General features: G+C 67.4%; 22 protein-coding genes. 15 read left to right on the top strand and 7 right to left on the bottom strand.

The genetic code is table 11. The features are described from left to right. Positions 1-18 precede the first annotated feature (18 nt). From ACFWNN_RS13905 to ACFWNN_RS13865, 9 genes are all read left to right on the top strand, one after another. Positions 19-6,144: a polymorphic toxin-type HINT domain-containing protein gene (locus ACFWNN_RS13905; RefSeq protein WP_382440257.1), complete on the top strand. Its 6,126-nt coding sequence runs from the start codon at positions 19-21 to the stop codon at positions 6,142-6,144. Positions 6,145-6,150: 6 nt separating this feature from the next. Further along, positions 6,151-6,408, top strand: a complete 258-nt coding sequence (locus ACFWNN_RS13900) for a hypothetical protein (RefSeq protein WP_382440256.1) — start codon at positions 6,151-6,153, stop codon at positions 6,406-6,408. A 93-nt stretch (positions 6,409-6,501) separates the two neighbouring features. Next, a complete protein-coding gene (locus tag ACFWNN_RS13895; RefSeq protein ID WP_382440255.1) occupies positions 6,502-7,062 on the top strand; it encodes a general stress protein in 561 nt (186 codons plus the stop codon). 167 nt (positions 7,063-7,229) lie between these two features. Next, positions 7,230-8,483: an ABC transporter substrate-binding protein gene (locus ACFWNN_RS13890; RefSeq protein ID WP_382440254.1), complete on the top strand. Its 1,254-nt coding sequence runs from the start codon at positions 7,230-7,232 to the stop codon at positions 8,481-8,483. After that, positions 8,480-9,427, top strand: coding sequence for a carbohydrate ABC transporter permease (locus ACFWNN_RS13885; RefSeq protein WP_382440253.1), 948 nt, complete (start codon positions 8,480-8,482; stop codon positions 9,425-9,427). Before ACFWNN_RS13890 ends, ACFWNN_RS13885 begins: the two co-directional genes overlap by 4 nt. Next, on the top strand, positions 9,427-10,272 hold the full coding sequence (locus tag ACFWNN_RS13880) for a carbohydrate ABC transporter permease (protein WP_382440252.1): 846 nt from the start codon (positions 9,427-9,429) through the stop codon (positions 10,270-10,272). Before ACFWNN_RS13885 ends, ACFWNN_RS13880 begins: the two co-directional genes overlap by 1 nt. Before the next feature lie 8 nt (positions 10,273-10,280). Beyond that, positions 10,281-11,465, top strand: a complete 1,185-nt coding sequence (locus ACFWNN_RS13875) for an ABC transporter ATP-binding protein (RefSeq protein WP_382440251.1) — start codon at positions 10,281-10,283, stop codon at positions 11,463-11,465. 274 nt (positions 11,466-11,739) lie between these two features. Next, positions 11,740-12,627, top strand: a complete 888-nt coding sequence (locus ACFWNN_RS13870) for an SDR family NAD(P)-dependent oxidoreductase (protein ID WP_382440250.1) — start codon at positions 11,740-11,742, stop codon at positions 12,625-12,627. Positions 12,628-12,742: 115 nt separating this feature from the next. Then, the gene (locus ACFWNN_RS13865) at positions 12,743-13,702 is read left to right on the top strand and encodes a hypothetical protein (protein WP_382440249.1); all 960 of its coding nucleotides are present in this window, start codon (positions 12,743-12,745) and stop codon (positions 13,700-13,702) included. On the opposite strand, the gene ACFWNN_RS13860 is transcribed toward ACFWNN_RS13865, so the two are convergent. Together ACFWNN_RS13860 and ACFWNN_RS13855 are read right to left on the bottom strand one after the other, a co-directional pair. Further along, positions 13,699-14,202 (bottom strand): SRPBCC domain-containing protein, encoded by a 504-nt coding sequence (locus ACFWNN_RS13860; RefSeq protein ID WP_382440248.1) that lies wholly within the window; start codon positions 14,200-14,202, stop codon positions 13,699-13,701. The genes ACFWNN_RS13865 and ACFWNN_RS13860 overlap by 4 nt on opposite strands. Continuing rightward, on the bottom strand, positions 14,199-14,501 hold the full coding sequence (locus ACFWNN_RS13855) for an ArsR/SmtB family transcription factor (protein WP_382440247.1): 303 nt from the start codon (positions 14,499-14,501) through the stop codon (positions 14,199-14,201). Before ACFWNN_RS13855 ends, ACFWNN_RS13860 begins: the two co-directional genes overlap by 4 nt. Positions 14,502-14,620: 119 nt before the next feature. Here ACFWNN_RS13855 and ACFWNN_RS13850 point away from each other — a divergent pair, with 119 nt between their 5' ends. After that, positions 14,621-15,613, top strand: a complete 993-nt coding sequence (locus tag ACFWNN_RS13850) for a hypothetical protein (protein ID WP_382440246.1) — start codon at positions 14,621-14,623, stop codon at positions 15,611-15,613. Positions 15,614-15,996: 383 nt separating this feature from the next. Here the strand turns inward: ACFWNN_RS13850 and ACFWNN_RS13845 are convergent, their stop codons facing one another. Both ACFWNN_RS13845 and ACFWNN_RS13840 read right to left on the bottom strand, forming a co-directional pair. Next, the gene (locus ACFWNN_RS13845; protein WP_382440245.1) at positions 15,997-16,848 is read right to left on the bottom strand and encodes a chromosome partitioning protein ParB; all 852 of its coding nucleotides are present in this window, start codon (positions 16,846-16,848) and stop codon (positions 15,997-15,999) included. Continuing rightward, complete coding sequence (locus ACFWNN_RS13840; protein WP_382440244.1) at positions 16,845-17,501, bottom strand: metallophosphoesterase; 657 nt, start codon at positions 17,499-17,501, stop codon at positions 16,845-16,847. Before ACFWNN_RS13840 ends, ACFWNN_RS13845 begins: the two co-directional genes overlap by 4 nt. A 65-nt stretch (positions 17,502-17,566) precedes the next feature. Here ACFWNN_RS13840 and ACFWNN_RS13835 point away from each other — a divergent pair, with 65 nt between their 5' ends. Continuing rightward, the gene (locus tag ACFWNN_RS13835; RefSeq protein ID WP_382440243.1) at positions 17,567-18,646 is read left to right on the top strand and encodes a DUF2332 domain-containing protein; all 1,080 of its coding nucleotides are present in this window, start codon (positions 17,567-17,569) and stop codon (positions 18,644-18,646) included. Here ACFWNN_RS13835 and ACFWNN_RS13830 read toward each other — a convergent pair. Both ACFWNN_RS13830 and corA read right to left on the bottom strand, forming a co-directional pair. Further along, complete coding sequence (locus ACFWNN_RS13830; protein ID WP_382440242.1) at positions 18,630-19,007, bottom strand: hypothetical protein; 378 nt, start codon at positions 19,005-19,007, stop codon at positions 18,630-18,632. The genes ACFWNN_RS13835 and ACFWNN_RS13830 overlap by 17 nt on opposite strands. Positions 19,008-19,143: 136 nt before the next feature. Further along, complete coding sequence (gene corA, locus ACFWNN_RS13825) at positions 19,144-20,223, bottom strand: magnesium/cobalt transporter CorA (protein WP_382440241.1); 1,080 nt, start codon at positions 20,221-20,223, stop codon at positions 19,144-19,146. 287 nt (positions 20,224-20,510) lie between these two features. On the opposite strand from corA, the gene ACFWNN_RS13820 reads away from it, so the two are divergent. Together ACFWNN_RS13820 and ACFWNN_RS13815 are read left to right on the top strand one after the other, a co-directional pair. Then, positions 20,511-21,014 carry a MaoC family dehydratase gene (locus ACFWNN_RS13820; protein WP_090099673.1) on the top strand — a complete coding sequence of 168 codons (504 nt, stop codon included), beginning with the start codon at positions 20,511-20,513 and terminating at the stop codon, positions 21,012-21,014. 1 nt (position 21,015) lies between these two features. Then, on the top strand, positions 21,016-22,011 hold the full coding sequence (locus tag ACFWNN_RS13815) for a DUF2332 domain-containing protein (RefSeq protein ID WP_382440240.1): 996 nt from the start codon (positions 21,016-21,018) through the stop codon (positions 22,009-22,011). Positions 22,012-22,039: 28 nt separating this feature from the next. Here the strand turns inward: ACFWNN_RS13815 and ACFWNN_RS13810 are convergent, their stop codons facing one another. Further along, on the bottom strand, positions 22,040-22,453 hold the full coding sequence (locus ACFWNN_RS13810; RefSeq protein ID WP_382440239.1) for an NUDIX hydrolase: 414 nt from the start codon (positions 22,451-22,453) through the stop codon (positions 22,040-22,042). 140 nt (positions 22,454-22,593) lie between these two features. Here ACFWNN_RS13810 and ACFWNN_RS13805 point away from each other — a divergent pair, with 140 nt between their 5' ends. Continuing rightward, positions 22,594-22,752: a hypothetical protein gene (locus ACFWNN_RS13805; RefSeq protein ID WP_169746024.1), complete on the top strand. Its 159-nt coding sequence runs from the start codon at positions 22,594-22,596 to the stop codon at positions 22,750-22,752. A gap of 65 nt (positions 22,753-22,817) precedes the next feature. Next, positions 22,818-23,378, top strand: a complete 561-nt coding sequence (locus tag ACFWNN_RS13800; RefSeq protein ID WP_382440238.1) for a PH domain-containing protein — start codon at positions 22,818-22,820, stop codon at positions 23,376-23,378. The last annotated feature ends 10 nt before the right edge of the window (positions 23,379-23,388 follow it).

The following is a 23,388-nucleotide window of genomic DNA, read 5'->3' as shown; positions in this document are numbered from 1 at the left end:
TGGGGGAGAAGCACCACCATGAAACTGAAGCGCGCCCTCATCAGAGGGCTGGCGGTCTGCCTGGCCCTGTCGACGGTCTCCGTGGCCGTCGAACAGCAGGCGATCGCCGCCCCGGGCCCGTCCGTCAACGCCCCGGACGTCTCGTCCGTGGCCACCACCAACGGCTCCCTCGCGTCCCGAGGCCCGGACGAGGCCACCTCCCGGGCGTTGTCGGGAAACCAGCCGGCCGCGAGCAACACCCCGGGCGGCGGCTCCTTCGCCGCCACCCCGTTCTCGGCCTCCTCCTCGTGGGAGGTCTCCAAGCAGAGCGGCGACTTCTCCTGGTCCTACCCGCTCCGCGTCCCCCCGGCCCCTGGCGGCTTCGTGCCGTCGCTGGGCCTGTCCTACCGCTCGTCCGCAGTGGACGGCCTGACCTCGGCCACCAACAACCAGCCGTCCTGGATCGGCGACGGCTGGGACCTGTCCGCCGGGTACGTCGAACGCGCCTACGGCCCGTGTGCCACGGACACCGAGGGCGGCACGACCCCGCCCAAGACCGGTGACCTCTGCTGGCGCAGCGACAACGCCACGGCGTCGTTCGGCAGCAAGGGCGGCATGCTGGTCAAGGACGACCAGACCGGTGCGTGGCGCCTGAAGCAGGACGACAGGTCGCGCATCGAGCGCACCACAACGCCCGGCAACGGCGACCACTTCAACGAGTCGTGGAAGATCACCACCGCCGACGGCACGCAGTACTTCTTCGGGACCCGCGCCGGCTCGAAGTCGACCTGGACCGTCCCGGTGTTCGGGGACGACGCGGGAGAACCCTGCCACGGCACCACGTTCGACGCCTCGTCGTGCGACCGAGCCTGGCGCTGGATGCTCGACAAGGCCGTCGACCCGCGCGGCAACGTGATCCTCTACAACTACGAGACCGAGACCAACAAGTACGGGAAGAACCTCAAGGACGCCTCTGTCCCGTACGTCCGCGCCGGCACGCTGAAGTCAGTCGAGTACGGCTTGCGCGACGACGTGGCCGCCCCGGCCGCCGGTCGCGTCGAGTTCGGCCTGGCCGACCGTTGCGTGAAGGACAGCGAGTGCACCTTCGCGAAGAAGGAGAACTGGCCGGACGCCGCGGTCACCGACAACTGCGACGCCGCCACCTGCAAGGACAAGTACGCACCGTCGTTCTGGTCCACCAAGCGCCTGTCGACGATCACCACCCAGGTCCGCAGCGGCGACGGCTACCAGAACGTCGACCGCTGGACGTTGCAGCACGAGTTCCCCAAGACCGACGACGCCTACCAGGCGGCCCTGTGGCTGAAGAGCATCCAGCACACCGGTCTCGTCGGCGGTGAGATCCCGCTGCCGGAGGTGAGCTTCGAGGGCGCCAAGAGCCCGAACCGCGTCGACACCCCGACCGGCGTCGGCCCGCTGAACCGCTACCGCGTCACCGGTGTCGTCTCCGAGGCGGGCGGCGTCACGGTCGTGAAGTACGCGAACCCCGACTGCGTGCCGGGCCAGTCGATGCCCGCCAACCCCGAGTCCAACACCCTGCGCTGCTACCCGGTGAAGTGGGCGCCGCCGCAGGGCGCGGAACGCGAGGACTACTTCCACAAGTACGTCGTCGAGTCCATCACGACGTCCGACCGCGTGGCGGCGAGCGCCGAGCAGGTCGTCCGGTACGAGTACCTGGACGGCGCGGCCTGGCGTCGCAACCAGTCCGAGTTCACCAAGGACGACAAGCGGACCTACAACGAGTACCGCGGCTACAGCCGCGTCCGCGTGCGCACCGGTCACGACAGCGACCCCTACGGCCCGGTGACCATGACCGAGGACCGCTTCTACCGTGGTATGCACGGCGACAAGCTGCCGAACAACGGCACGCGCACGGCCAAGGTGACCGACTCCGAAGGCGTCGAGCGCGAGGACGCGGACTGGTTGTCCGGCATCGCGTTCGAGTCGCAGGTGCACGACGGCACGAGCGAGACCGTGCTGACCAAGTCGATCGCCGTGCCCGTGGTGGTGGGGCCGACGGCGACCCGCGGCGACTACAGGTCGTACTGGGTTTCACGCGAGTCGACGACCGCCTACACCGCGCTGCGGTCCGGTGGGTGGCGCAAGACGAAGAACTCGGTCAAGTACGACGACCACGGTCAGATCGTCGAGACCAACGATCTCGGTGACCTCGCCACCGACGCCGACGACCAGTGCACCAGGACGTCCTACGTGCAGGACGAGCCGCGGTGGCGGTGGACCTCTGTCGCGGAGTCCGAGACCGTCGCGGTGCGCTGCGACGTCCCGGCGACGTTCCCCGCACAGGCGTTGAACGCGGTCAAGAACACCTATGACGCCGTCGGCAACCTGACCAAGGCCGAACTGCTCGGCCAGCGGCCCGCCGCCGGTCCGGTGTGGACGACGGCGACCACCGCCACCTACGACGTCTACGGGCGCACGCTCACCGCGACCGACGCGCTCGGCAACACGACGAAGACCGAGTACACCCCCGCCACCGGTCCTGTCACCGGCCTGGTGACGACCAACGCGCTCGGTCACGTCGTCACGTCGACACTCGCACCGGCGTGGGGCACGCAGATCAAGATGGTCGACCCCAACGAGAACGTGACGGAGGCGGCGCTCGACGCACTCGGCAGGACGACGAAGGTCTGGCTCGCCAACCGTCCCCGTGAGGACTGGCCGGACGAGCCGACGCAGTCGATGGAGTACAGCGTCAGTCGCGACGCCCCGAGCGCGGTGACGACCAAGCAGCTCGCCCCGAACGGCAACTACCTCGCCAGCACCGTCGTCTACGACGGCCAGTACCGGCTGCGGCAGACCCAGGCACAGACCGATGGGGGCCGCGTCGTCGTCGACACCAGGTACGACACGCAGGGCCGCACGTCCCGCGTCACCCAGCCGTTCTTCAACAACCAGACGGTCGACAAGAGCCTGCTGGTGTTCTCGGAGACCGACGTCCCGGGCCTCAACAGGACCGAGTTCGACGGCGCGGGTCGCAACCAGCACACGATCTTCCAGGCCGGTGGCCAGGAGAAGTGGCGCACCACCAACGCCTACGGCGGTGATCGCGTCGACGTCACGCCCCCGAAGGGCGGCACGCCGACCACCAAGGTCCTCGACGTCCAGGGCCGCACGATCGAGTTGTGGCAGTACAAGGGTCTGACGGCCAGCGGTGACCACGACACGACCCGGTACACCTACTCGGCCGCGGGCAAGCTCGCGTCCGCGACCGACTCGTCGGGCAACACGTGGCGCTGGGAGTACGACCTGCGTGGCCGTGAGGTACGCAGCGAGGACGTCGACCGCGGTGTCACCACGAAGACGTACGACGAGCTCAACCGCCTGAAGACGTCCACCGACGCGTTGCAGAGCACGCTGACGTACGACTACGACGTGCTGGGCCGTGCCACGACTGTGAAGTCCGGCGCGACCACGCTGAAGGAGTACAAGTACGACACCGCGAGCTACGGCCTCGGCCTGCCCGCGTCGTCGACCAGGTACGTCGACGGCAACGCCTACACCAACCGCGTCAACGCCTACTCGTCGTTGAACAAGCCGTTGTCGGTGCAGACCGAGATCCCCGACGTCGAGGGCGTGCTCAAGGGCACCTACAAGACGAGCTTCGTGTACCGGCCGGACGGCAGCACGTCGTCGCAGGGCCTCAGCGCCGTCGCCAACGCCGACATGCCGGCCGAGACCGTGTCGCACAGCTACGACGACTTCGGCCGTCAGACCAAGACGTTCGGCGGTCTGTCCGGCATGGGCACCGATACGCTCGTCAACAACACCAACTACACCCGGCTCGGTGAGCTCTACCGCCTCGAACTCGGAGCGGGCACCAAGCGGGCGTGGCTTTCGTACTACTACGACGACAGCACGCGTCGCATGAACCGCTACATCGTCGATGCTGAGGTTGCACAACCGAAGCAGGCCGACGTCGTCTACGGCCAGGACGACGCGGGCAACATCCAGTCCATTTCGGACTCCACTGTGCTGGGTGTCGACAAGCAGTGCTTCTCGTACGACTACCTGCGGCGCCTCACCCAGGCGTGGACGGTCAGCGGCAACTGCGGTGACCCGTCGGCGGCGGCGCTGTCCGGCGCGACGCAGTACGGGCACTCCTACGAGTACGACAAGACCGGTAACCGCACCAAGGAGATCCAGCGTGCGGCCACCGGCGGCGACACCACCCGCACCTACGAGTACGCGGGCGCCCACAACCTGAAGTCCGTGACCACTCAGGGCCCCGGCGGCAGCCGCCTGGACCAGTTCACGTACGACGCCGCGGGCAACACCAAGACCCGCAACCTCGCGGGCGCCGTCCAGAACCTCGACTGGGACGTCGAGAGCAAGGTCTCCAAACTCACCGAAGGCGCCAAGGAGACCAAGTACCTCTACACGGCGGAGGGCGGCCGCCTGCTGCGCCGCGATCCCGACGGCACCACGCTCTACCTCGGCATGCAGGAACTTCGCCTCACCAAGGGGGCCACCAAGGCCGTAGCCACGCGCTACTACTCGCAGGGCGGCCAGACCGTCGCCATGCGCGAAGGCAAGACCAAGATCACCTGGCTCGCCTCGGACCACCAGGGCACGTCCCAGATCGCGGTCGACAAGGCCACGCTCCAGGTGACGAAGCGCCGCCAGCTCCCGTTCGGCGGCTATCGCGGTTCCGCCGCGTTCCCCGGCGAGCGAGGGTTCGTCGGCGGCACCAACGACCCGTCGACCGGACTCGTGAACATCGGCGCCCGCCAGTACGACCCGGCTATCGGTCGCTTCCTCTCGGTCGACCCGGTCTTCGACCAGAACGACCCGCAGCAGTGGAACCCGTTCGCGTACTCGAACAACAGCCCGATCACATTCTCGGACCCGACGGGCCTGTGGTGCGACGGGTGCGGCGAGAAGTCGTACCAGGGTTGGCCCGACGTGCACGGCTACCTGCCCGCCGCGAAGAACGCCAACGGCGACATCACGGTGGACGCCAACTACCTCCCCGCACCCGCCAAGCCGTACACGCGCAACGGCTGGAGCCGCATGTTCGACGCCGAAGGGCGCCCGAACAGGGGCTTCGAGGGCATGCTCGACCCGGTGCAGGTGGCCAAGCTGGGCGGGCCGCGTGGCTGCTTCGACGAGAACTGCGCGTTCGGCAGGGGCGTCCTCGTCACCGCGGCATGCGACTACCTGTCCAGGGGCAGGATCGCGATCCTCTGCGCGGCGGCGGGTGGTGCGGCCGCGGCGGCCACGTCGGCGTCGCTCAACGGTGAGGATCCGTGGCAGGCGGCGCTGGACGGCGCGATCGAGAGCGGCTGGGCCGCGGCGATGGATCCGGGGATCCCGAGCAAGATCATCCCCAAGAGCGCGGCCAAGGCGGTGAAGTGCCCCAACAGCTTCTCCGGCGACACACTGGTGTTGATGGCGGACGGTACCGCCAAGCGCATCGATGAGATCCAGGTCGGCGACAAGATCGCCAACAACGACCCTGAGAAGGCCGAGAGCGGGCAGACCGAGCTGCACGACGTTGTGGCCGTCATCGTCACCGATGAGGACAAGGAGTACGTCGACGTCGTCGTCTCGACCCCGACCGGGGACAAGATGATCCGGGCCACGGCCCACCACCCGTTCTACAACGCGAGTGCCGGAACGTGGACGAACGCCGGTGAGCTCGAATCCGGCGACCTGCTCCTGTCGCCTGGCAACGGCCGGACCGAGGTAGCGGACACCCGCACCTACGCGGCGTCGATGCGCACGTACAACCTGACGGTCGACAGCGTCCACACCTACTACGTGGTCGCCGACGAGACCGCGGTGCTCGTGCACAACTGCCCGGAAGAGGGCGGCGCCAACGTCAACAAGAGTGATCGCATCCGCGCGGTCACGGACTTCAGCGCGGCTGACGACGTGTGGAAGCGCCTCGGCTATCCGAACCGCCCCGCTTTCGGACGCGACGTCTGGGGAGTGAAGGTGGCGGGCGCGGAGGAGTTCAAGCGCACCATGACGAAGGAGCGACTGGTCGAGATCGGCCTGACGCACGACGACGTGCGACTCTGGCGCGATGGTTATGCGACGGACTTCGCAGCCAATCCGAAAAACGCGACCGCAGGTGCTCGAAGGGATCTCATGCAGCACTACATGGGCTTGTTGGAGAAGTGAGGGTCGATGGCTGAGCTCGTGAACTACCCCGACCACATCAAGTTCCGGTTGTCGGTGGACGAGGACCACGAAGGCCCGTTCACCTTCATCACCGAGTGGAGCGGACTGGAGATCTCGGTCGAGCCCGGCACCTGGGTCGACGTGGAGGTCGACAACGGAGACGGCACGCCGGCTCAGGTGCACGTGCACCCAGGAGGAGACATCGCCGTGTTCGGGCGGCGGGTTGTCGTCACCGGCGAGGACGGCGAGCTGCGCACGTCCTGACCGCTGTGGATCGGGCCGGCCGGAGACCCGGCCGGCCCGATCCCGGCAAAACACCCGTAGGCATCGCAGCACTCGGTAGCGGGCACTGGCAGGATGGAACGATCAGCGCGTCCGACAGAGGTGGTCCCCGTGACGAGTCCGTTCGCCAACCCGAACCGGCCCGGCGTGCCTCCGCGCCTGCCCACCCCGCCGACGGGCTGGCCGATCGGGTCCTACGCCACGTACGAGGAAGCGCAGCGGGCGGTGGACCACCTGGCCGTCGAGGACTTCCCGGTGCAGGACGTGATGATCGTCGGCGTCGACCTGATGCTGGTCGAGCGGATCACCGGCAAGCTGACCTGGAGTCGCGTGCTGATGACCGGTGCGGCGAGTGGTGCGTGGTTCGGTCTGTTCGTGGGGCTGCTGCTCACGCTGTTCAGCCCTGAGCCTGGCGTGACGGTCGGGCCGGTGCTCACCGGTCTGATCACCGGTGTGTTCTTCGGGCTGGTGTTCGCGGCCGTCGGGTACGGGTCGGCGAAGGGCAAGAGGGACTTCCAGTCCGCGTCCCAACTGGTCGCGAACAGGTATGACGTGCTGTGTCACCCCAAGTCGGCCGAGAAGGGCCGTGACCTGCTCGCGAAGCTCGCGATGCGGCCGGTGAACCCCAGCTCTTAAAGGTTTCATAAGTCCATTGGTTCTGAATCGTTGCTTCCCTTGGTTGCGGCCTGTGATCACCCGGCTTAGGTTCATCTGACCGGTCCGCCCGGTGCGGCCGGTGGCACGAAGGGGTGCCGGGCGCTGCGGTCTGGCTCCTCCGTGCAGTCGGGAAGGAGGCAGGGCCGATGGGTGCGACAAGGCGCTATCGACTCGCGGCCGGAGTGGGAGCCGCGGTACTGGCGGCCGGAACTCTGACGGCGTGCGGGTCTGGCGACCAAGGCATCACCGTGAACGTCTACAAGTACCCGCAGGAGAACTTCCAGGCCATCGTCGACAGCTGCAACGCGAAGGCCGGCGGGCGCTACAACATCGTCTACAACAAGCTGCCGCGTGAGGCGGACGGTCAGCGCGAGCAGATGGTGCGCAGACTCGCTGCGGAAGACGACAGCATGGACGTGCTCGGGCTCGACGTCACGTGGACGGCCGAGCTCGCGAAGGCGGGCTGGATCAAGGAGTTCACCGGCTCGGTGAAATCCCAGGTGTCTGAGGACACGCTGCCGGCGCCGTTGGAGACGGCGACTTACGAGGGCAAGCTGTACGGGGCTCCGGACAACACCAACGTCCAGTTGCTCTGGTACCGCTCCGACCTCGTGGCCAAGCCGCCGACGACGTGGGACGAGATGATCTCCATGGCCGAGGCGCTGGTGGCGGAGGGGAAGCCCGGTCAGATCGTCGCGCAGGGCAAGCAGTACGAGGGGCTCGTCGTGCTGTACAACACCCTCGTCAACTCCAACGGTGGCAAGATCCTCGACGAGAACGGCACCAAGGCCATCGTCGACGACAAGGCCGTGGAAGCGTTGGCGGCGTTGAAGAAGCTGGCCACGTCGAAGGCGATCGACCCGTCGTTCTCCAACGCGGCGGAGGACAACGCGCGCCTCGCCATGGAGAACGGCAACGCGGCGTTCCAGCTCAACTGGCCGTACGTCTACGCGGCGGCGCAGAAGAAGCCTGACTTCGCGAAGAACTTCAAGTGGGCGCCGTACCCGACGCTCAGCGGCAGCCAGGCGAAGGTCACGGTCGGCGGGATCAACTACGCCGTCAGCAACTACTCCACGCACCCGAACGAGTCGTTCGACGCCGTGACGTGCCTGCGCAGTGCGGAGAGCCAGAAGCTCGCCGCGCTCAAGGACGGTGTGCCGCCGACCATCCGGTCCGTCTACGACGAGCCCGAGATGGCCGAGGCGTACCCGATGCGTGACGACATCAAGAAGACGCTGGAGAACGCGAGCGCGCGGCCGAGCACGCCCGCCTACCAGAACGTCTCGACGGTCATCTCCACGATTCTGTCGCCGCCCGCGAGCATCGACCCGCAGGCGACGGGAGACAGGCTGCGCAAGGAACTTCAGGACGCTCTCGACTCGAAGGGAGTGTTGCCGTGAGCCACGCTGTAGCAGAGAAACCAGATACAGCAACAGAAAGCGCGCCCAAGAAGAAGGTGGCGCTGAGCGAGGGCAAGAAGGCCGAGCGCAGGCTCGGCTGGCTGCTCTGCGCCCCCGCCGCGCTCACCATGGTCGCGGTGACGGGCTGGCCGATCCTCTACTCGCTGCTGTTGTCGATGCAGCGGTTCGACCTGAAGTTCCCGGACCGCACCGAGTGGATCTGGTTCGACAACTACGTCACCGTGCTCAGCAGCCCGTACTGGTGGAACGCGGTGTGGGTGACAGTCGTCCTGACCGTCGTCACGGTCGCGATCGAACTGGTGCTGGGCATGTCGCTCGCGCTGATCATGCACCGGGCGCTGGTCGGCCGGGGCATCGTCCGCACGACGACGTTGATCCCGTACGGCATCGTCACGGTCGTGGCCGCGTTCTCCTGGCGCTTCGCCTGGACGCCCGGCACCGGCTACCTCGCCGAAGCCCTGGGTGGCGACCCGGTGCTGACCGAGAAGGTGCCCGCGCTGATCGTCGTGAGCATCGCGGAGATCTGGAAGACCACGCCGTTCATGGCCCTGCTGCTGATGGCGGGCCTGGCGCTGGTGCCGGACGACCTGCTCAAGGCCGCCGCGATGGACGGCGCGAGCGGGTGGCAGCGGTTCATCCGGATCACCGTGCCGATCATGAAGCCGGCGATCCTGGTCGCACTGCTGTTCCGCACGCTCGACGCGTTCCGGATCTTCGACAACCTCTTCGTGCTCACCGCGGGCTCGCAGGGCACGTCGTCGGTGTCGATGCTGACCTACAACAACCTCATCAAGGGCTTGAACCTCGGTATCGGGTCGACCATGTCGGTCCTGATATTCATCATGGTCGCGATCATCGCGTTCGTGTTCATCAAGCTCTTCGGCACGGCTGCCCCCGGCAGTGACGACGGAGGGAAGCGCTGATGGCGGGCATCGGAGGAGCGGAGACCCCGGCCAAGAAGTGGGGCTGGGGCGTGCTCAACACGGTCGTCGTGATCTACGCGCTGTTCCCGGTGCTGTGGATCGTGTCGCTGTCGTTCAAGTCCTCGGCGACGTTGTCGGACGGCAACTTCATCCCGCGCGAGTGGAGTCTGGAGAACTACCAGAACATCTTCTCGACGTCGGAGTTCACCCGCGCGTTGATCAACTCCATCGGCATCGCGATCATCGCCACGGCGATCGCGGTGGTGTTCGGCACGATGGCCGCCTACGCCATCGCGCGGCTCGACTTCCCCGGCAAGAACCTGCTGGTGGGCGTCTCGCTGCTGATCGCGATGTTCCCGCAGGTCTCGCTGGTGTCGCCGTTGTTCGAGATCGAGCGCTCGCTCGGCCTGTTCGACACGTGGCCCGGCCTGATCCTGCCGTACATCACGTTCGCGCTGCCGCTCGCGATCTACACCCTGTCGGCGTTCTTCCGCGAGATCCCCTGGGAGCTCGAGAAGGCGGCGAAGATGGACGGTGCGACGCCGGGGCAGGCGTTCCGTCGCGTCATCGCGCCGCTGGCCGCGCCGGGTGTGTTCACGACGGCGATCCTGGTGTTCATCTTCTGCTGGAACGACTTCCTGTTCGCGATCTCGCTCACCTCGACCGAGCAGTCGCGGACCGTGCCGGTGGCGCTGTCGTTCTTCACCGGCAGCTCGCAGTTCGAGGACCCGGCCGGGTCGATCGCGGCGGCGGCCGTGGTCATCACGATCCCGATCATCCTCTTCGTGTTGTTCTTCCAGCGCCGGATCGTCGCCGGCCTGACCTCCGGCGCCGTCAAGGGGTGAGTTGACCAATGGCAGAGATCGTTCTGGACAAGGTGACCAAGCGGTATCCGGACGGTGCGTTGGCCGTCCAGGAGGTCAACCTGGAGATCGCCGACGGCGAGTTCATCATCCTCGTCGGACCGTCCGGCTGCGGGAAGTCCACCACCCTCAACATGATCGCGGGGCTGGAGGACATCACCGACGGCGAGCTGCGCATCGGCGGGCAGCGCGTCAACGAGAAGGCGCCCAAGGACCGCGACATCGCGATGGTGTTCCAGTCCTACGCGCTGTACCCGCACATGACGGTGAAGGAGAACATGGCCTTCCCGTTGCGGCTGGCCAAGGTCGACAACGCGACGGTCGAGCGCAAGGTGAACGAGGCCGCCGAGATCTTGGACCTCACGCAACACCTCGAGCGCAAGCCGTCCAACCTGTCGGGTGGTCAGCGGCAGCGCGTGGCGATGGGCCGCGCGATCGTGCGCAGCCCCAAGGCGTTCCTCATGGACGAACCGCTGTCCAACCTGGACGCCAAGCTCCGCGTGCAGATGCGCACCTCGGTGTCGCGCCTGCAGAAGCAGCTCGGCACCACGACGGTGTACGTGACGCACGACCAGACCGAGGCCATGACGCTCGGCGACCGGGTCGTCGTCATGCGCGGCGGTGTGGTGCAGCAGATCGGCGCGCCGCAGTTCCTCTACGACCAGCCGGCGAACCTGTTCGTCGCGGGCTTCATCGGCTCCCCGTCGATGAACTTCGTGCCGGCCACGCTGGAGAACGGCGCGCTGCGGTCGGTGATCGGCGACGTGACGCTGACGGACCGGGTCCGCCAGCTCGTCGAGGGTGCCGACGCGCCCCGCGAGGTGATCCTCGGCATCCGCCCGGAGCACTTCGAGGACGCGTCGCTGGTCGAGGCCGCGAAGCTGTCGGCGGGCGGCAAGTTCACGTCGCACGTGGACGTGCTGGAGTCCATGGGTTCGGACAAGTACGCCTACTTCAACCTCACGGGCGAGCAGGCGGCCTCGGCCGAGCTCCAGGAGCTCGCGGCGGACGCGGGATCGGACGACGTGCCGGGTGACGGCATCTCGCTCGTGACGCGCCTGTCGTCGGCGTCCGGCGCGGTCGAGGGCCAGGAGTCGGAGATCTGGTTCGACGCCGACAAGGTGCAGCTCTTCGACCCGTCGAGCGGTAAGAACCTGACGTACACGGAACGGTGAATTCTCGTTTTACCGAGCCGCCTTCCCCTCGCGGGAAGGCGGCTCTTTCTATGTCACTCGATCGGATTAGGACGAAAGACTCGGGTGCGCAAGGGCCGATCAGTCGGGGTCATCTGCCCTGCCGAACTCGGTTCGCCATTGGGCGCTCGGCAGCGACATCTCATCGAAACATGTAGTTCGTTGCTTCGGAACGTCCGCACGCTTGTCGAAGGCGAGAACCAAGGAGCAGCAGGGGGCTTCCGGAGACCGCCGCCCAAGCGAAAGAGAGCGTGCAATGGGGATCCTGGACGGTAAAGCGGTCGTCATCACCGGGGCAGGGCGAGGCCTCGGTGAGGCCTACGCCATGCACGCGGCCCTCGCCGGAGCGTCCGTTGTGGTCAACGACAACGACGGTGATCTGGCGGAACGGGTCGCGGAGCACATCCGCGAGTTCGGCGGCCGCGCGGTCGCGTCGAACCACACCGTCGCCGACCCCAGCGAGGCCGCGAAGATCGTGGACCTGTGCCTGGACGAATTCGGGCGCGTCGACGGCCTGGTGAACAACGCGGGCCTGAACTACGAGACGGCGCCGTGGGAAGACGATCCGGAGACGATCCGGCAGGTCGTCGAGGTGAACGTCCTCGGTGTCATCTACACCGGAATCGCGGCCATGCGGGCGATGCGCGCTTCCGGTGGCGGCTCGATCATCAACATTTCCTCCGGCGCCTCCTTCGGTCAGCGCAAACTCGCCACCTATTCGGCCACCAAGGGCGCGGTCGCGTCGTTGAGCTACTCGTGGGCGCTGGACCTCGAAGCCGAAGGCATCCGCGTGAACGCCGTGTGCCCCGTGGCGCACACGCGGATGGTGTGGAAGTCGGAACGCTCCCTGCGCGCCATCCCGGCGGACCGCACGCCGGGCAAGGTGGCGCCGCTCGTGCTGTTCCTGCTCTCCGACCGCGCGGAGGGCATCACCGGCCAGGTGATCCGCTGCAACGGCAGGCAGTTGCACATCGTCGGCCAGCCGTACTTCAAGCAACCGATCCTGGAGAGCGACAACTGGGACACGGCTTCCGTGGAGCGGGCGTTCACGGGCGTGCTGCAGGCGCACCTCGAACCGTACGGGTTGGAGAAGAGGATGCCTCCCCGGCTCCGTGCGCTGGTGGAGCCTTCGCAGACCGCCTAGAGCGGCCCGCGGCGGTGCGGGATGCGTGGGGGAGCGCGTCCCGCACCGCCTTTTGGTCAACCGTCCTTTGGTCAACTGAGGACTGTCGCGCTTGACGCGGTGCTAGCTTCCGCGCGTGGCTTCCCAGTTCCCCTCGTACGTCGACACCGCCTTCCACGACGAAGAGCTCATGAACGCGGGTCTCGCGCTGAAGTACGGCGATCTCGAGCCCGCACTGGCCCTGCTCGCCGCCACGCGCGACCAGCCGTACCGTCGTGAGCTCGCGGTCGACTTCCTCGGGGCCGTCGGCAACATGGTGCTGCCGGTGCTGCTCAACGCCGAGGAAGAACGCCCGGAGGACGTCAACCTCCTGCTGTTGCTGGGAAGCGCGCAGACCACCGCCGGCTGGCAGTCGCGCGGCGCCGCCTACGCGAAGGACACCAGCGACGAGCAGTTCGGCGGCCTGATCAACTTCACCCAGCGGGCCCGCCGGACGCTGCACCGCGCGGCCGAGATGGACCCGGACGACGTGGCGCCGTGGGCCGCGCTGATGCCCGTGGCCCTGGGAGCGCCCACCCACCGCAGCGAGGCCGCCGAGGTCTACGCGGAGGTCGTGAAGCGCGTGCCGGACCTGGTCAACGCGACGCTGCGCCGCCTGCAGTCCACGGCGGCCAAGTGGTACGGCAGCCACGACGAGATGTTCGCGTTCGCGCGGGCCGGTGTCGCGGGGCTGCCGGACGGACATCCGTTGCTCGCGTTGATCCCGATCGCGCACATCGAGCGGTACCTGTCCCTGCTGTCGGCGGACAGCTTCCTGGTGCGGCTGTGGCGGGTGATCACCTCGCGCTACCTCAGGAAGCAGCGCGCCGAGGTGGACGCCGCGTCCGACCGCCTGCTCGCCGGTCCCGACGGGCAGCCGCACTCGTTGTGGGCGCACCAGATCTTCGCGATGTACTACCACGAGACCAAGACGAAGGACCGGCTCCGGTCGCACCTCGGCCGCAGCGGGCCGCGTGCCGCGTCGTGGCCGTGGGGCTACTTCGGCGACCACGACGAGCGGTTCGAGCAGGCGCACAGGATGGCGGCGTTGGACTAGCTCCAAGCCGGGTATTCGGGGGCGATCTCGGCGTAGCGCTCGCTCCAGGCGGGCAGGGTCTCGTCGGCCAGGAAGGCTTCCGCGCGGTCGAGGAACGCGTGCGTGCCCGGCGCGAAGCCCCTGGCGTTGCGGTCGGACAGCCCGGTGTGGGTGAACGTCAGGATCGTGTGGTCGCCGTCTTGGCGGAGCTCGTAGCGGACCTTGCTGTCCTCGACGATCCGTTGGTGCCACTCGTGTTCGAACACCGCGTGGCCGTCTTCTGGTGGCTGCCAGGTGAGGATGCGGCCGGTGACCCGCTTGGCGTCCATGGGCGCGGGCGGGTCTTCCGGCTCGATCATGACCGTTTGTGCTTGCGGGTCAACGGTTCCCTCGCCGAACCACGCCTTGCGCTCGGCGTCGTCGGTGATCGCGGCCCAGACGCGGTCGATCGAGTGGTGGAGTCTGCGCTGGAACGTGAGCGTCGTGCGGTCGCCTTGTGTGGTGATGGTGCCGAGGTTCATCGGTTCTCCAGGTGCTGTTCGAGTGCGGCCAGGTGGTCGCGCCAGAAGCGGCGGTACGGCGTGATCCAGTCGTCGATGCGTTGCAGGCCGTCGGGCTTCAGCGCGTAGATGCGGCGCTGCCCGTCCGGCCTGACCTCGACCAGCCCGGTCTCCCTGAGGACCCTGAGGTGGCGTGACACGGCGGGCTGGGTGAGCGCCGGCAGGCTGTCGACGAGCTCACCCGCGGTGCGCTCGCGTTCGGCCAGCAGGCTGATCAGGTGCCTGCGGTTGGGTTCTGCCACTGCCTCGAAGACGTCCACGGTGAGTTTTATAGCCTTCAGGTTATATAAGCGCAAGGGTATATGGCGTTCCGGTGACGTTTTCGCACGTCACACGGATGGCCCCGGGAATTGTCGGGGGTGGGTGTCATCATCGAGACATGGCTGAGCGCAAACCCAGAGTCACCGACTGGCGGCTCGTCGTGCAGTCCCGGCTCGACCGGGTCCGCGCGGATCTGGCCGCGCTCGGCCCGTCCGACCCCGTCGATCCCGAGGGCGACGTGTGGCGCCGGACGGCCGTCGAGCAGGCAGCGGTGGTCGAGGCGATGCTCGCGGCGCGGGAGTCGTGGTGGAGGGCGTTGCCGTCGTGGTGGTCGGGGTGGCACATCGAACGCGCCTGGCGGGCGTTGCACGAGGCCGAGGTGGCGACGATCTCCGCCGAGCGCGGGTTCTCGGGGCGGTTACCCGGGTTGCAGGCTCGGGTGGCTCAGTACCTGGACGACGACGATCCTCGGCGTCGTGCGTTGGAGGCGTTGCGGCCTGGGGAGTTCACGCCTGCTGTCGAGCGGGCCATCGTGGTGGACGCTCTGCGGGCTGCTTATGACAACTCGGACTTCGCGCATGCCGGGTCGCGGGCGTTGCGCAACAAGCTGATCGCGGCCTCGTTGGTGTTGTTCGTGATCAACACGGTGTTGGGGGTGGTGGGGATCGTTCGGCCGGGGATCATTCCGTTGTGCGTTGATCCCAAGGAGAACGCCTTGCCCACCGTGTGTCCTGGAGGGTCGGCGCGCGCGTCTGGTGTGGACGTTTGGCTGGTGCAGGTGTTGGGGGCTTTTGGGGCTGTCCTGGCGGCTGTGGTGTTGTTGTTGCGGCGTCGGCCGTCTTTGTCGCCTTATGTGATGATCGGGTATCAGGCGTTGATCAAGATCATGCTTGGGGCGGCGTTGGCCGTGGTGGGGATTCTGGCGTTGGGGGCTGGGGTCACCAGTGGGTTGATCGGGATTCCTTCTGCTGCTGCTTTGTTGTTGTGGGCTGTGATTTTCGGGTATGCGCAGCAGATCGGGACTCGGTTGTTGGACAAGTACACGGATGAGGTGCTGGATCAGGCTCGGCCCCTGCCTGATGCTGAGGGGCCTCGGGTGGCGCCTCGGTGAGGTTGCGTTTGGTGGGTGGTTGCGTTGGGGTGCAAAGACGAACTGCGGACGAGCTTTGGTCACGTCATCGCCGCTGCGCGTCGATAGAGATTGGGGCTTGACTTCGGGGCCCTTGCGAGGCGCTCATCGGCCGTTAAAAGCCGGGCTGAAAAGCGCCCGGCCGATCCGCGAGGCTAGCACCTCGCACCCAAAGTCAAGCCCCAATCTCTTTGCAGCGTGGTTGCGTTGGGGCGGGTACGTCACCGTTACCGCTTGACCGGAGCCAAGAGGTTCGTACGCCTCGCCTTCGGCATTGCGCTTGGGTCTTGGCCGGGCGCTCGGCTGCGCCATCGCGATGCTTGCGCTCGTACGGGCTCGCCTTCGGCCTCGCGTGTCCTGGCGGTTCACTTCGTCCCGCGGGACTCCTCGCGGACCGCGTTGATGACGTCGGCGTCCCAGCGGTGCGTTCGGATCAGGCGGTAGCGCTCTGCCGCCACCCACATGTAGGCCTCGGTCTCGGTTCTGTTGCCGATCATGTCTGCCTGTTTGAGCATCGCCACGACCGGTCGGTACTCGTCGGTGTACCAGCGGCGGGCTACTTCCTGGCGGTCCAGGAACTGGCAGGTGTCCTGCATCAGGCGGAAGCCCCAGGCTTCCACGTGTTCGCCAAGCTGGGCGTAGTGCCAGGGGTCGGAGAGGACCACGGCCGCTCTTGACTCGCCGGTCAGCGGGACTCTGTCCAGGAAGAGGCGGCGGTAGTCCTTCACGATCAGGTCGCCTCGGTAGCGGATGCCCGAGGAGTTGAGGCGGGTGATCACCTGGGTCACGTAGGCGTCGATGGTTTGTTGGCCTAGTGCGTGGGCCACGGAGACTCGGTGGTGGCCGTCGATGATGAAGTGGAGTTCGCCTACTCGGTACACCTCGATCGGGGGGACCGGTTCTCCTCTGCGGGCGGCTTGGGCCAGGCGTTGCCAGCGTTCGCGGACTCTGCCCGAGGTGGGGCGGAAGCGGCGGTCGAAGTCTCGGGTTCGGTCCACGCTGCCGACTATCGAGTCCAGGCGGATGGATTGGAGGCCCAGGCGTTTTTCTGACGCCATGCCGAGGGCTTCCACTACCTCGTGGAACGGCAGCATGATGTTGACGTCGTCTGGTTCTCTGCGCAGCCAGGTGGCCAGGCGGGACATCACCTGGCGGCGGCGGGCTCTGAGGAAGTCGCTTTCGGCGTCGGCTGCCGGGAAGCCGGTGTCCCGTTTCATCGGGTCACCTCCAGGACTTTGAGGGGGACCACGTTCACGACTCGCGTTGTGCCCAGGTGGCGGTCTGGGCGCGGGTGGCCGTGGGGGTGGATGTGGCCGTGCAGCAGCAGTGGGGGTTGCAGGCGCGTCACCAGGGTGTGGAGGCAGGCGAAGCCTTGGTGTGGGGCGTCGGGTTCGTCGCCGCAGTCGAGCGGCGGCGAGTGGGTCAGCAGCACGTCCACGCCACGTCCGTCCCGCAGCTTGCGCCACGCGGCCAGCCGGGTCACCCGGCGGGCTCGGCGGGCCTGCTGCCGTTCCGTCCACTGGTTCGGGCCCTTGTTGTAGCGGATCGAACCACCGAGACCGGCTATGCGCAGCCCGGCCACGTCGATCACGCGTTCGTCCGCGTTCACCGCACCGGCTGGACCTGGCCAGCGGACCGGCACGCCCGACTGCGTCCACAGGCCGCGCACGTTGGAGTAGCCGGACAGGTCGGCGTCGTGGTTGCCCGGGACGAACACCAGCGGCCTGTCCAGCGCGTTGGCCAGGTGTTCCAGGTAGTCGAACGGCAGGTCGCCCGCCGCGAGGATCAGGTCCACGCCATCGTGCGCGTGCACCTGGTCCGTCCACAGCGCCTCCACGACCTCGTCGGCGACCACCAGAACGCGCACCATTCAGCCAGGCTAATGGGGTCTTTCACCACATGACGGCGAGCGACGCTGCCGTTAGCGTGAGCGGCGTGCTTGCCGAGCTGTTCGCCGCGGCCGCCCACGGCTGCCGCGACCGCAGTCCGCTGACCCAGCGTCTCCTCACCGACGCCGCCGACGACCTCGCCCGGGGTGGCGTCACGACCAGGATCATGGCGGGGTCCGAACGCGACCGGGAGGGCAGCGTGCCCGGTCTGCGGTTCGCGGGCGCCGTCCACCGGCTCGTGCTCGAAGGCCGCGCGCCGGCGCTGTCGAAGCACTACCCGTCGGTCGGCGGCTCGCCGCACCTGCCGACGCTGTGGGACGACGCGCTGCCCGCGCTCACCGAGCACGCCGACCTGCTGCGGCACCGCGTGCAGGCCACGGTCGTGCAGACCAACGAACCCGGCCGCAGCGCCCCTCTCTACGGCGGTCTGCTGGTCGCCGCGCAGGAGGCCGCGAAGGCCGCCGGACGGCAGGTGCCGTTCTGCGTGCGGCTGCTGGAGGTCGGCGCGAGCGGTGGCCTCAACCTGCGCCCGCACCACGTCGGCTACCAGCTTCCCGACCGGGTCCTCGGCGACCCGGACAGCCTGCTGGTGCTGAACCCGGAGTGGACCGGCACGCCGCCCGCCGACCTGGACCATCGGCTGCGCGTCGTCGGACGGGCCGGCTGCGACCTCACCCCGGTCGACGTGTCCACAGAGGACGGACGGCTGCACCTCAGCTCGTTCGTCTGGGCGGACCAGCTCGACCGGTGGAACCGGCTCGGCAACGCGCTCGACCTCGCCGCCACCGACCCGGTGAAGGTCGACCGGTCGGCGGGGCCCGAGTGGCTCGCGAAGCAGCTCGCCCGCGCCGAACGCGACGTGCTCACCGTCGTGTGGCATTCCGTGGTGTGGCAGTACGTCTCGCCCGCGGACCGCGCGATGGGACGGGCCGTGCTCGCGGACGCCGCCGCGAAGGCGACCCCCACGACACCGTTGGCGTTGCTGGTCTTCGAGCCTCGCCGCGCGGACGACGACTACCGGTTCGAACTGCTGCTGCGGCTCTGGCCGGCCGGGATCTCGCTCAACCTCGGCCACGGGGCGGGCCACGGCACGCCGTTCACCTGGAACGTCACCCCCTGGGAGTGACCACCGGGTTGATCACGTACCGGCCGTCCTGGAACTCCACGGGCAGCCGGAACTCCGCGCGCGTGCCGTCGTGCGTGTACTCGACGACGACGGCGCCGTCGCGGTACGAGCCGCGCTCCACCTGAGCGGACTGGAACTGGTCGGTCGTCGACTGCGCGACGTCCTCGCCGCCGATCGCGAGCAACGGCTGCAACTTGTGGAAGTCGTGTGCCCGCAAGGCGTTCGTCACCTCGGAGGCGAGCTCGTCCGGTGACGCGGCTCCCGGATCGGGCCAGGCCGCGATGGAGACGAACACCATCGCGATCCAGGCGACCGGGAGCGCCAGCAGCCAGAACCTGATGTTCCTCAGCCGCGCGTACACGTCAGGGCGTTCCGCTGATCAGCACGAACACGGTGGTGATCCAGCAGAGCAGGAACGCGAGGATCCAGAAGCGGATGTTGGTGAGAATTCTGGTCATGACACACCTCATCTACGAACAGAGCGAGCGAAACCGGGACTACAGCCAGCGATTTCGGCGCAGTATTCGGTAGAGCGTGAGGCAGGCGATCAGGATGAGGCTGAGGATCAGCGGGTAGCCGAACCTCCACTTGAGCTCCGGCATGAACTCGAAGTTCATGCCGTACACGCCGACGACCATGGTGGGCACGGAGATGATCGCGACCCACGAGGTGATCTTGCGCATGTCGGTGTTCTGCTGGAGCGTGATCTTCGCGAGCGTCGCGTCGACCAGCGTCGTCAGCAGTTCGTCGAACGCGGTGACGCGCTCGGAGACCTCGGTGAGGTGGTCGTCGACGTCGCGGAAGAACGCGCGCACCTGCTCGGGGATGAGCGGCGTGTAGCCCTCGGCCAAGCGGCGCAACGGGTTCGCGAGCGGCATGACCGCCCGGCGCAGCTCCACGACCTCGCGCTTGAACATGTAGATCTGCTCGGCGCTCACCTCGGTGCGCGGCGCGAAGACCCGTTCCTCCATGCGGTCAATGTCGTCCTCGATGTGGTCGGTCACCTCGAGGTAGTTGTCGACGACCTGGTCGGCGATCGCGTGCATCACCGCGGCCGGGCCGATCTCCAGGCGCTCCGGGTCGGCCTCCAGCACGTGCCGCAGCTTGGAGAGCCCGGAGTGGTTGCCGTGCCGCACGGTGATGACGAAGTCCTTGCCCAGGAACACCATGATCTCGCCGGACTCGACGATCTCGTTGGCGGTGTCGGGGTGTTCGTTCGTCACGTAGCGAACGGTCTTGAAGACCATGAAGAGCGTGTTGTCGTAGCGCTCCAGCTTCGGGCGCTGGTGCGCGTGCACCGCGTCCTCGACCGCGAGCTCGTGCAGCCCGAACGTCTCGGCGATGCCCTCGATCTGCTCGGCGTCCGGCTCGTGCAGGCCGATCCACACGAAACCGTCCTTGCGCTTGCGCACCTCTTTGACGGCGTCGGTGTGCGTCCACCGGCCGGGCAAGCGCTTGCCGTCCACGTACACGGCGCAGTCGACCACGTACGCCGACAACGGCACGGGCACGTGCGGGACTTGTCCCGCAGGGCCGCGCTGGTTCCCGCGTCCGCGGATCGAGGGCAGGCTGGGCATGGTGAGTTTCCTCCAGGTACACACGCCGACGTGAAGTGCAGATGCACGACGGGCGCCCAGACCGGGTGGAAAGAACGATCCAGAAGGGATCTAGAAAGCCACCTCGGAGAGGACGCGCCTGGTACTGGCAGGGTGGGGGTCCTTGCTCATTTAGGGGTCCTCACCTCCTCGGGGCGAAGTCACTGGTGGTGGAAATCCTCACACACCGGTTGCCGAGGGTACTCCCTCCGCGTAAAGACTGTCTCCCCACCTGTGGCAGATCTCGATCACACGTAGTTGGAGGCGCGGTGCAGTTCGGTCGGTACTACGAGGAGTTCGAGGTCGGAGCGGTCTACAAGCACTGGCCTGGCAAGACGGTGACGGAGTACGACGACCACCTGTTCTGCCTGCTCACGATGAATCACCACCCGCTCCACATGGACGTGAACTACGCGGAGAACACGACGGACTTCGGCAAGAACGTCGTCGTCGGCAACTACATCTACTCGTTGCTGCTGGGCATGTCCGTGCCCGACGTCTCCGGCAAGGCGATAGCCAACCTCGAGATCGAGTCGCTGCGGCACGTGAAGCCCACGTTCCACGGTGACACGATCTACGGTGAGACCGAGGTGCTCGACAAGACGCCGTCCAAGTCGAAGGACGACAGGGGCGTCGTCTACGTGGAGACTCGCGGCTACAAGCAGGACGGCACGGTCGTGTGCATCTTCAGGCGCAAGGTCATGGTGCCGAAGCAGTCCTACGGCGAGGCCCGCGGTGGCGAGCAGCCGGGGCGCCCTGAACCCAAGGAGTGAAGTGACTTCTCTGGATCTGGCACAGCAGCGCTTGAGAGCGTTCGCCGAGGAGGCTGCGGCCATCTCGCCGCTCTACGAGCACCTGGCGTCGCGTGCTGCCGCCGATCCGGAGGTCGCCGGCCTGCTGACCGCCGCCGGTGAGGAGAACGCCACGGGCGAGCTCCTGCTGGCGGCGGCGCATCGGCTCGTGCAGGCTGAGCCGTTCCACCAGCTCTCGAACTACTACCCGTCGCTCGGCGGCACCTATGGCGCGGACGAGAGCACCTGGCCGTTATTCCGGGACTTCCTGCTGGAACGTGCCGAACGCGTGCGGGCTCTGGTGAGCACCCAGGTCGTGCAGTCGAACGAGGTGAAGCGCGCGGCGTTGCTCTACCCGGCCGTCGCGGCGGCGGCGAAGCAGGCGGGCGGGCCGATCGGGCTCGTGGAGGTCGCGACGACCGCGGGCCTGCTGCTCGGGCTCGACCAGTACTCGTACCGCTACCAGACCGCGGAGGCGGGCCAGGTCGTCGCCGGCCCGGCCAAGGCCGCGCTGGGGCTGCACTGCGCGCTGGAGCTCGCGCCCGGCGCCGTGCTGCCCAAGCTGCCCAAGACGGTGAAGGTGGCCGCGAAGGCGGGCATCGGGGTTGCGCCGGCCGACCTGGCCGACGAGGACGCCTACGCGTGGCTGGAGGCGTGTGTGTGGGCCGACCAGCCAGAGCGGCTGCGCCTGTTCGGGGTAGCGGCCGGGGTGCTGCGCAAGAACCCGCCGCGGCTCGTGGCCGGGGACCCCGTCGCGGATCTCGCCAAGGCGGTCGAGCCGATCGACGCGCCGCTGGTCGTCATCTCGAGCGGCTCGGGGCTCGACCTCACACCCGCTTTGTCCGCATTGGGAAAGGATGTCTGGTGGGCCGCGCACGAGGACGGTGAGCTGCGCCTCATCCGTGTCGGTGAGTCAGGCGTGCAAGTGAGCACTCTGGCGACGACCGAGGCCCACGGGCAACGTCTCGTTTGGTGCTGAACGCTCGCCCCTAACGCGTGAACCCTGATCAGGCCCTGGGCAGGCAGTTCCACTCGGAGAGCGCTTCCACGAGCCCGTCGGTGGTCGGAAGTGTGTCCAAGGTCGCACCGTCGACCCAAGCGACATCCGATGCGTCGTCGCCCGCTCGGAGCACACCCGACGTGACCTGGCATTCGTAGTCGAAGATCGCGTAAACCCCGTTCGGGGCCGGTCGCTCAACGGAGCCGACGAGGCGGCCGACGGTGACGGAGAGTCCCGTCTCCTCGACTAGTTCCCTAGTCACGGCCGCCTCATCCGTCTCATCTGGCTCCACGCGCCCGCCTGGTATCGACCACATGCCCTCACCAGGCGGGTTGGCGCGTCGCACGAGCAGGAGTCGCCCAAAAGAGTCATAAACGATGGCTCCGACGCAACGGATCGTGCGCTTGCTGCTGGCGGTCACGATCACGAAGCGTAGTCACACTGGAATGGCGGTGCTGTCCGCTACCCCGGCTGCGGTACAAATCTCCCAAGGTGCTGAATCGTGCTGTACAACGGTCACGAACGGCGCCAAACGGGTGCGACGCGGACGGGGTGGACACCGTGAACTTGAAGAAGATTCTCACTTTCGCTGGAATCGCCTTGCTGCTGTTCTTCTTGATCGCGGAGCCCCAGCAGGCGGCCCAACTCGTGCAGAACATCCTCAACTCGCTGCGCACCGCGGCCGAGGCTCTGATCACGTTTGTGCGTTCCGTCTTCTAGTCTGGTACCAGCCACCCCTGAGGTGGCCTGGAGCAGGTCTTGGTACCAGGAAGGGCTGGTAGCGCATGTTCGCACCTCGTGATCCGGACGACTACCTGCTGTCGAGCGAGCGTCGGGTCATCCGGGTGCGCAGGCACTGGTCCTACCTGATCTGGGACGTCCTGGAGGCGGCGGCGCTGCTCGCCGGCTTCATGATGATCTCGTACCTGCTCCCGGCGGACGCCGGACTGCTGCAGAACGTGCTCTGGTACGGGGCGCTGCTCGTGTTGCTGCGCCTCTCGTACTTCATCATCGAGTGGTGGGTGGAGCGCATCGTCGTCACCGACAAGCGCTTCATGCTGACCTCGGGCGTCTTCGAGACCAAGGTCGCGATGATGCCCATCAGCAAGGTCACCGACCTCACCTACGAGCGGACGGTGGGCGGGCGCATGCTCGGCTACGGCACGCTCATCGTGGAGTCGGCGGGTCAGATCCAGGCGCTCAACCGCCTGGAGTTCCTGCCGGACCCCGAAGAGGTCTACGACGCCATCTCGGAGCTGACCTTCGGCGACAAGAAGGCCCAGGCCGAGCGCTTCTCGATGATCAAGGCCCAGCGCGCGGCGCGCGGCAAGAAGATGGTCCCGTAACACGGGTCGT

The organism is Lentzea sp. NPDC058450, from assembly GCF_042721395.1.
Taxonomy (GTDB): domain Bacteria; phylum Actinomycetota; class Actinomycetes; order Mycobacteriales; family Pseudonocardiaceae; genus Lentzea.
The sequence above is the reverse complement of the archived record's forward strand: the minus strand, read 5'-3'. Positions and strand labels throughout refer to the sequence as shown.

Bases quoted from the DNA above. Each gene is read 5' to 3' on its own strand.
- ACFWNN_RS13905 (WP_382440257.1), top strand. From the start codon at position 19: ATGAAACTGAAGCGCGCCCTCATCAGAGGGCTGGCGGTCTGCCTGGCC.
- ACFWNN_RS13900 (WP_382440256.1), top strand. From the start codon at position 6,151: ATGGCTGAGCTCGTGAACTACCCCGACCACATCAAGTTCCGGTTGTCG.
- ACFWNN_RS13845 (WP_382440245.1), bottom strand. From the start codon at position 16,848: ATGAAACGGGACACCGGCTTCCCGGCAGCCGACGCCGAAAGCGACTTC.
- ACFWNN_RS13860 (WP_382440248.1), bottom strand. From the start codon at position 14,202: ATGAACCTCGGCACCATCACCACACAAGGCGACCGCACGACGCTCACG.
- ACFWNN_RS13800 (WP_382440238.1), top strand. From the start codon at position 22,818: ATGTTCGCACCTCGTGATCCGGACGACTACCTGCTGTCGAGCGAGCGT.
- ACFWNN_RS13840 (WP_382440244.1), bottom strand. From the start codon at position 17,501: ATGGTGCGCGTTCTGGTGGTCGCCGACGAGGTCGTGGAGGCGCTGTGG.
- corA (WP_382440241.1), bottom strand. From the start codon at position 20,223: ATGCCCAGCCTGCCCTCGATCCGCGGACGCGGGAACCAGCGCGGCCCT.
- ACFWNN_RS13875 (WP_382440251.1), top strand. From the start codon at position 10,281: ATGGCAGAGATCGTTCTGGACAAGGTGACCAAGCGGTATCCGGACGGT.
- ACFWNN_RS13890 (WP_382440254.1), top strand. From the start codon at position 7,230: ATGGGTGCGACAAGGCGCTATCGACTCGCGGCCGGAGTGGGAGCCGCG.
- ACFWNN_RS13880 (WP_382440252.1), top strand. From the start codon at position 9,427: ATGGCGGGCATCGGAGGAGCGGAGACCCCGGCCAAGAAGTGGGGCTGG.
- ACFWNN_RS13895 (WP_382440255.1), top strand. From the start codon at position 6,502: ATGGAACGATCAGCGCGTCCGACAGAGGTGGTCCCCGTGACGAGTCCG.
- ACFWNN_RS13870 (WP_382440250.1), top strand. From the start codon at position 11,740: ATGGGGATCCTGGACGGTAAAGCGGTCGTCATCACCGGGGCAGGGCGA.
- ACFWNN_RS13850 (WP_382440246.1), top strand. From the start codon at position 14,621: ATGGCTGAGCGCAAACCCAGAGTCACCGACTGGCGGCTCGTCGTGCAG.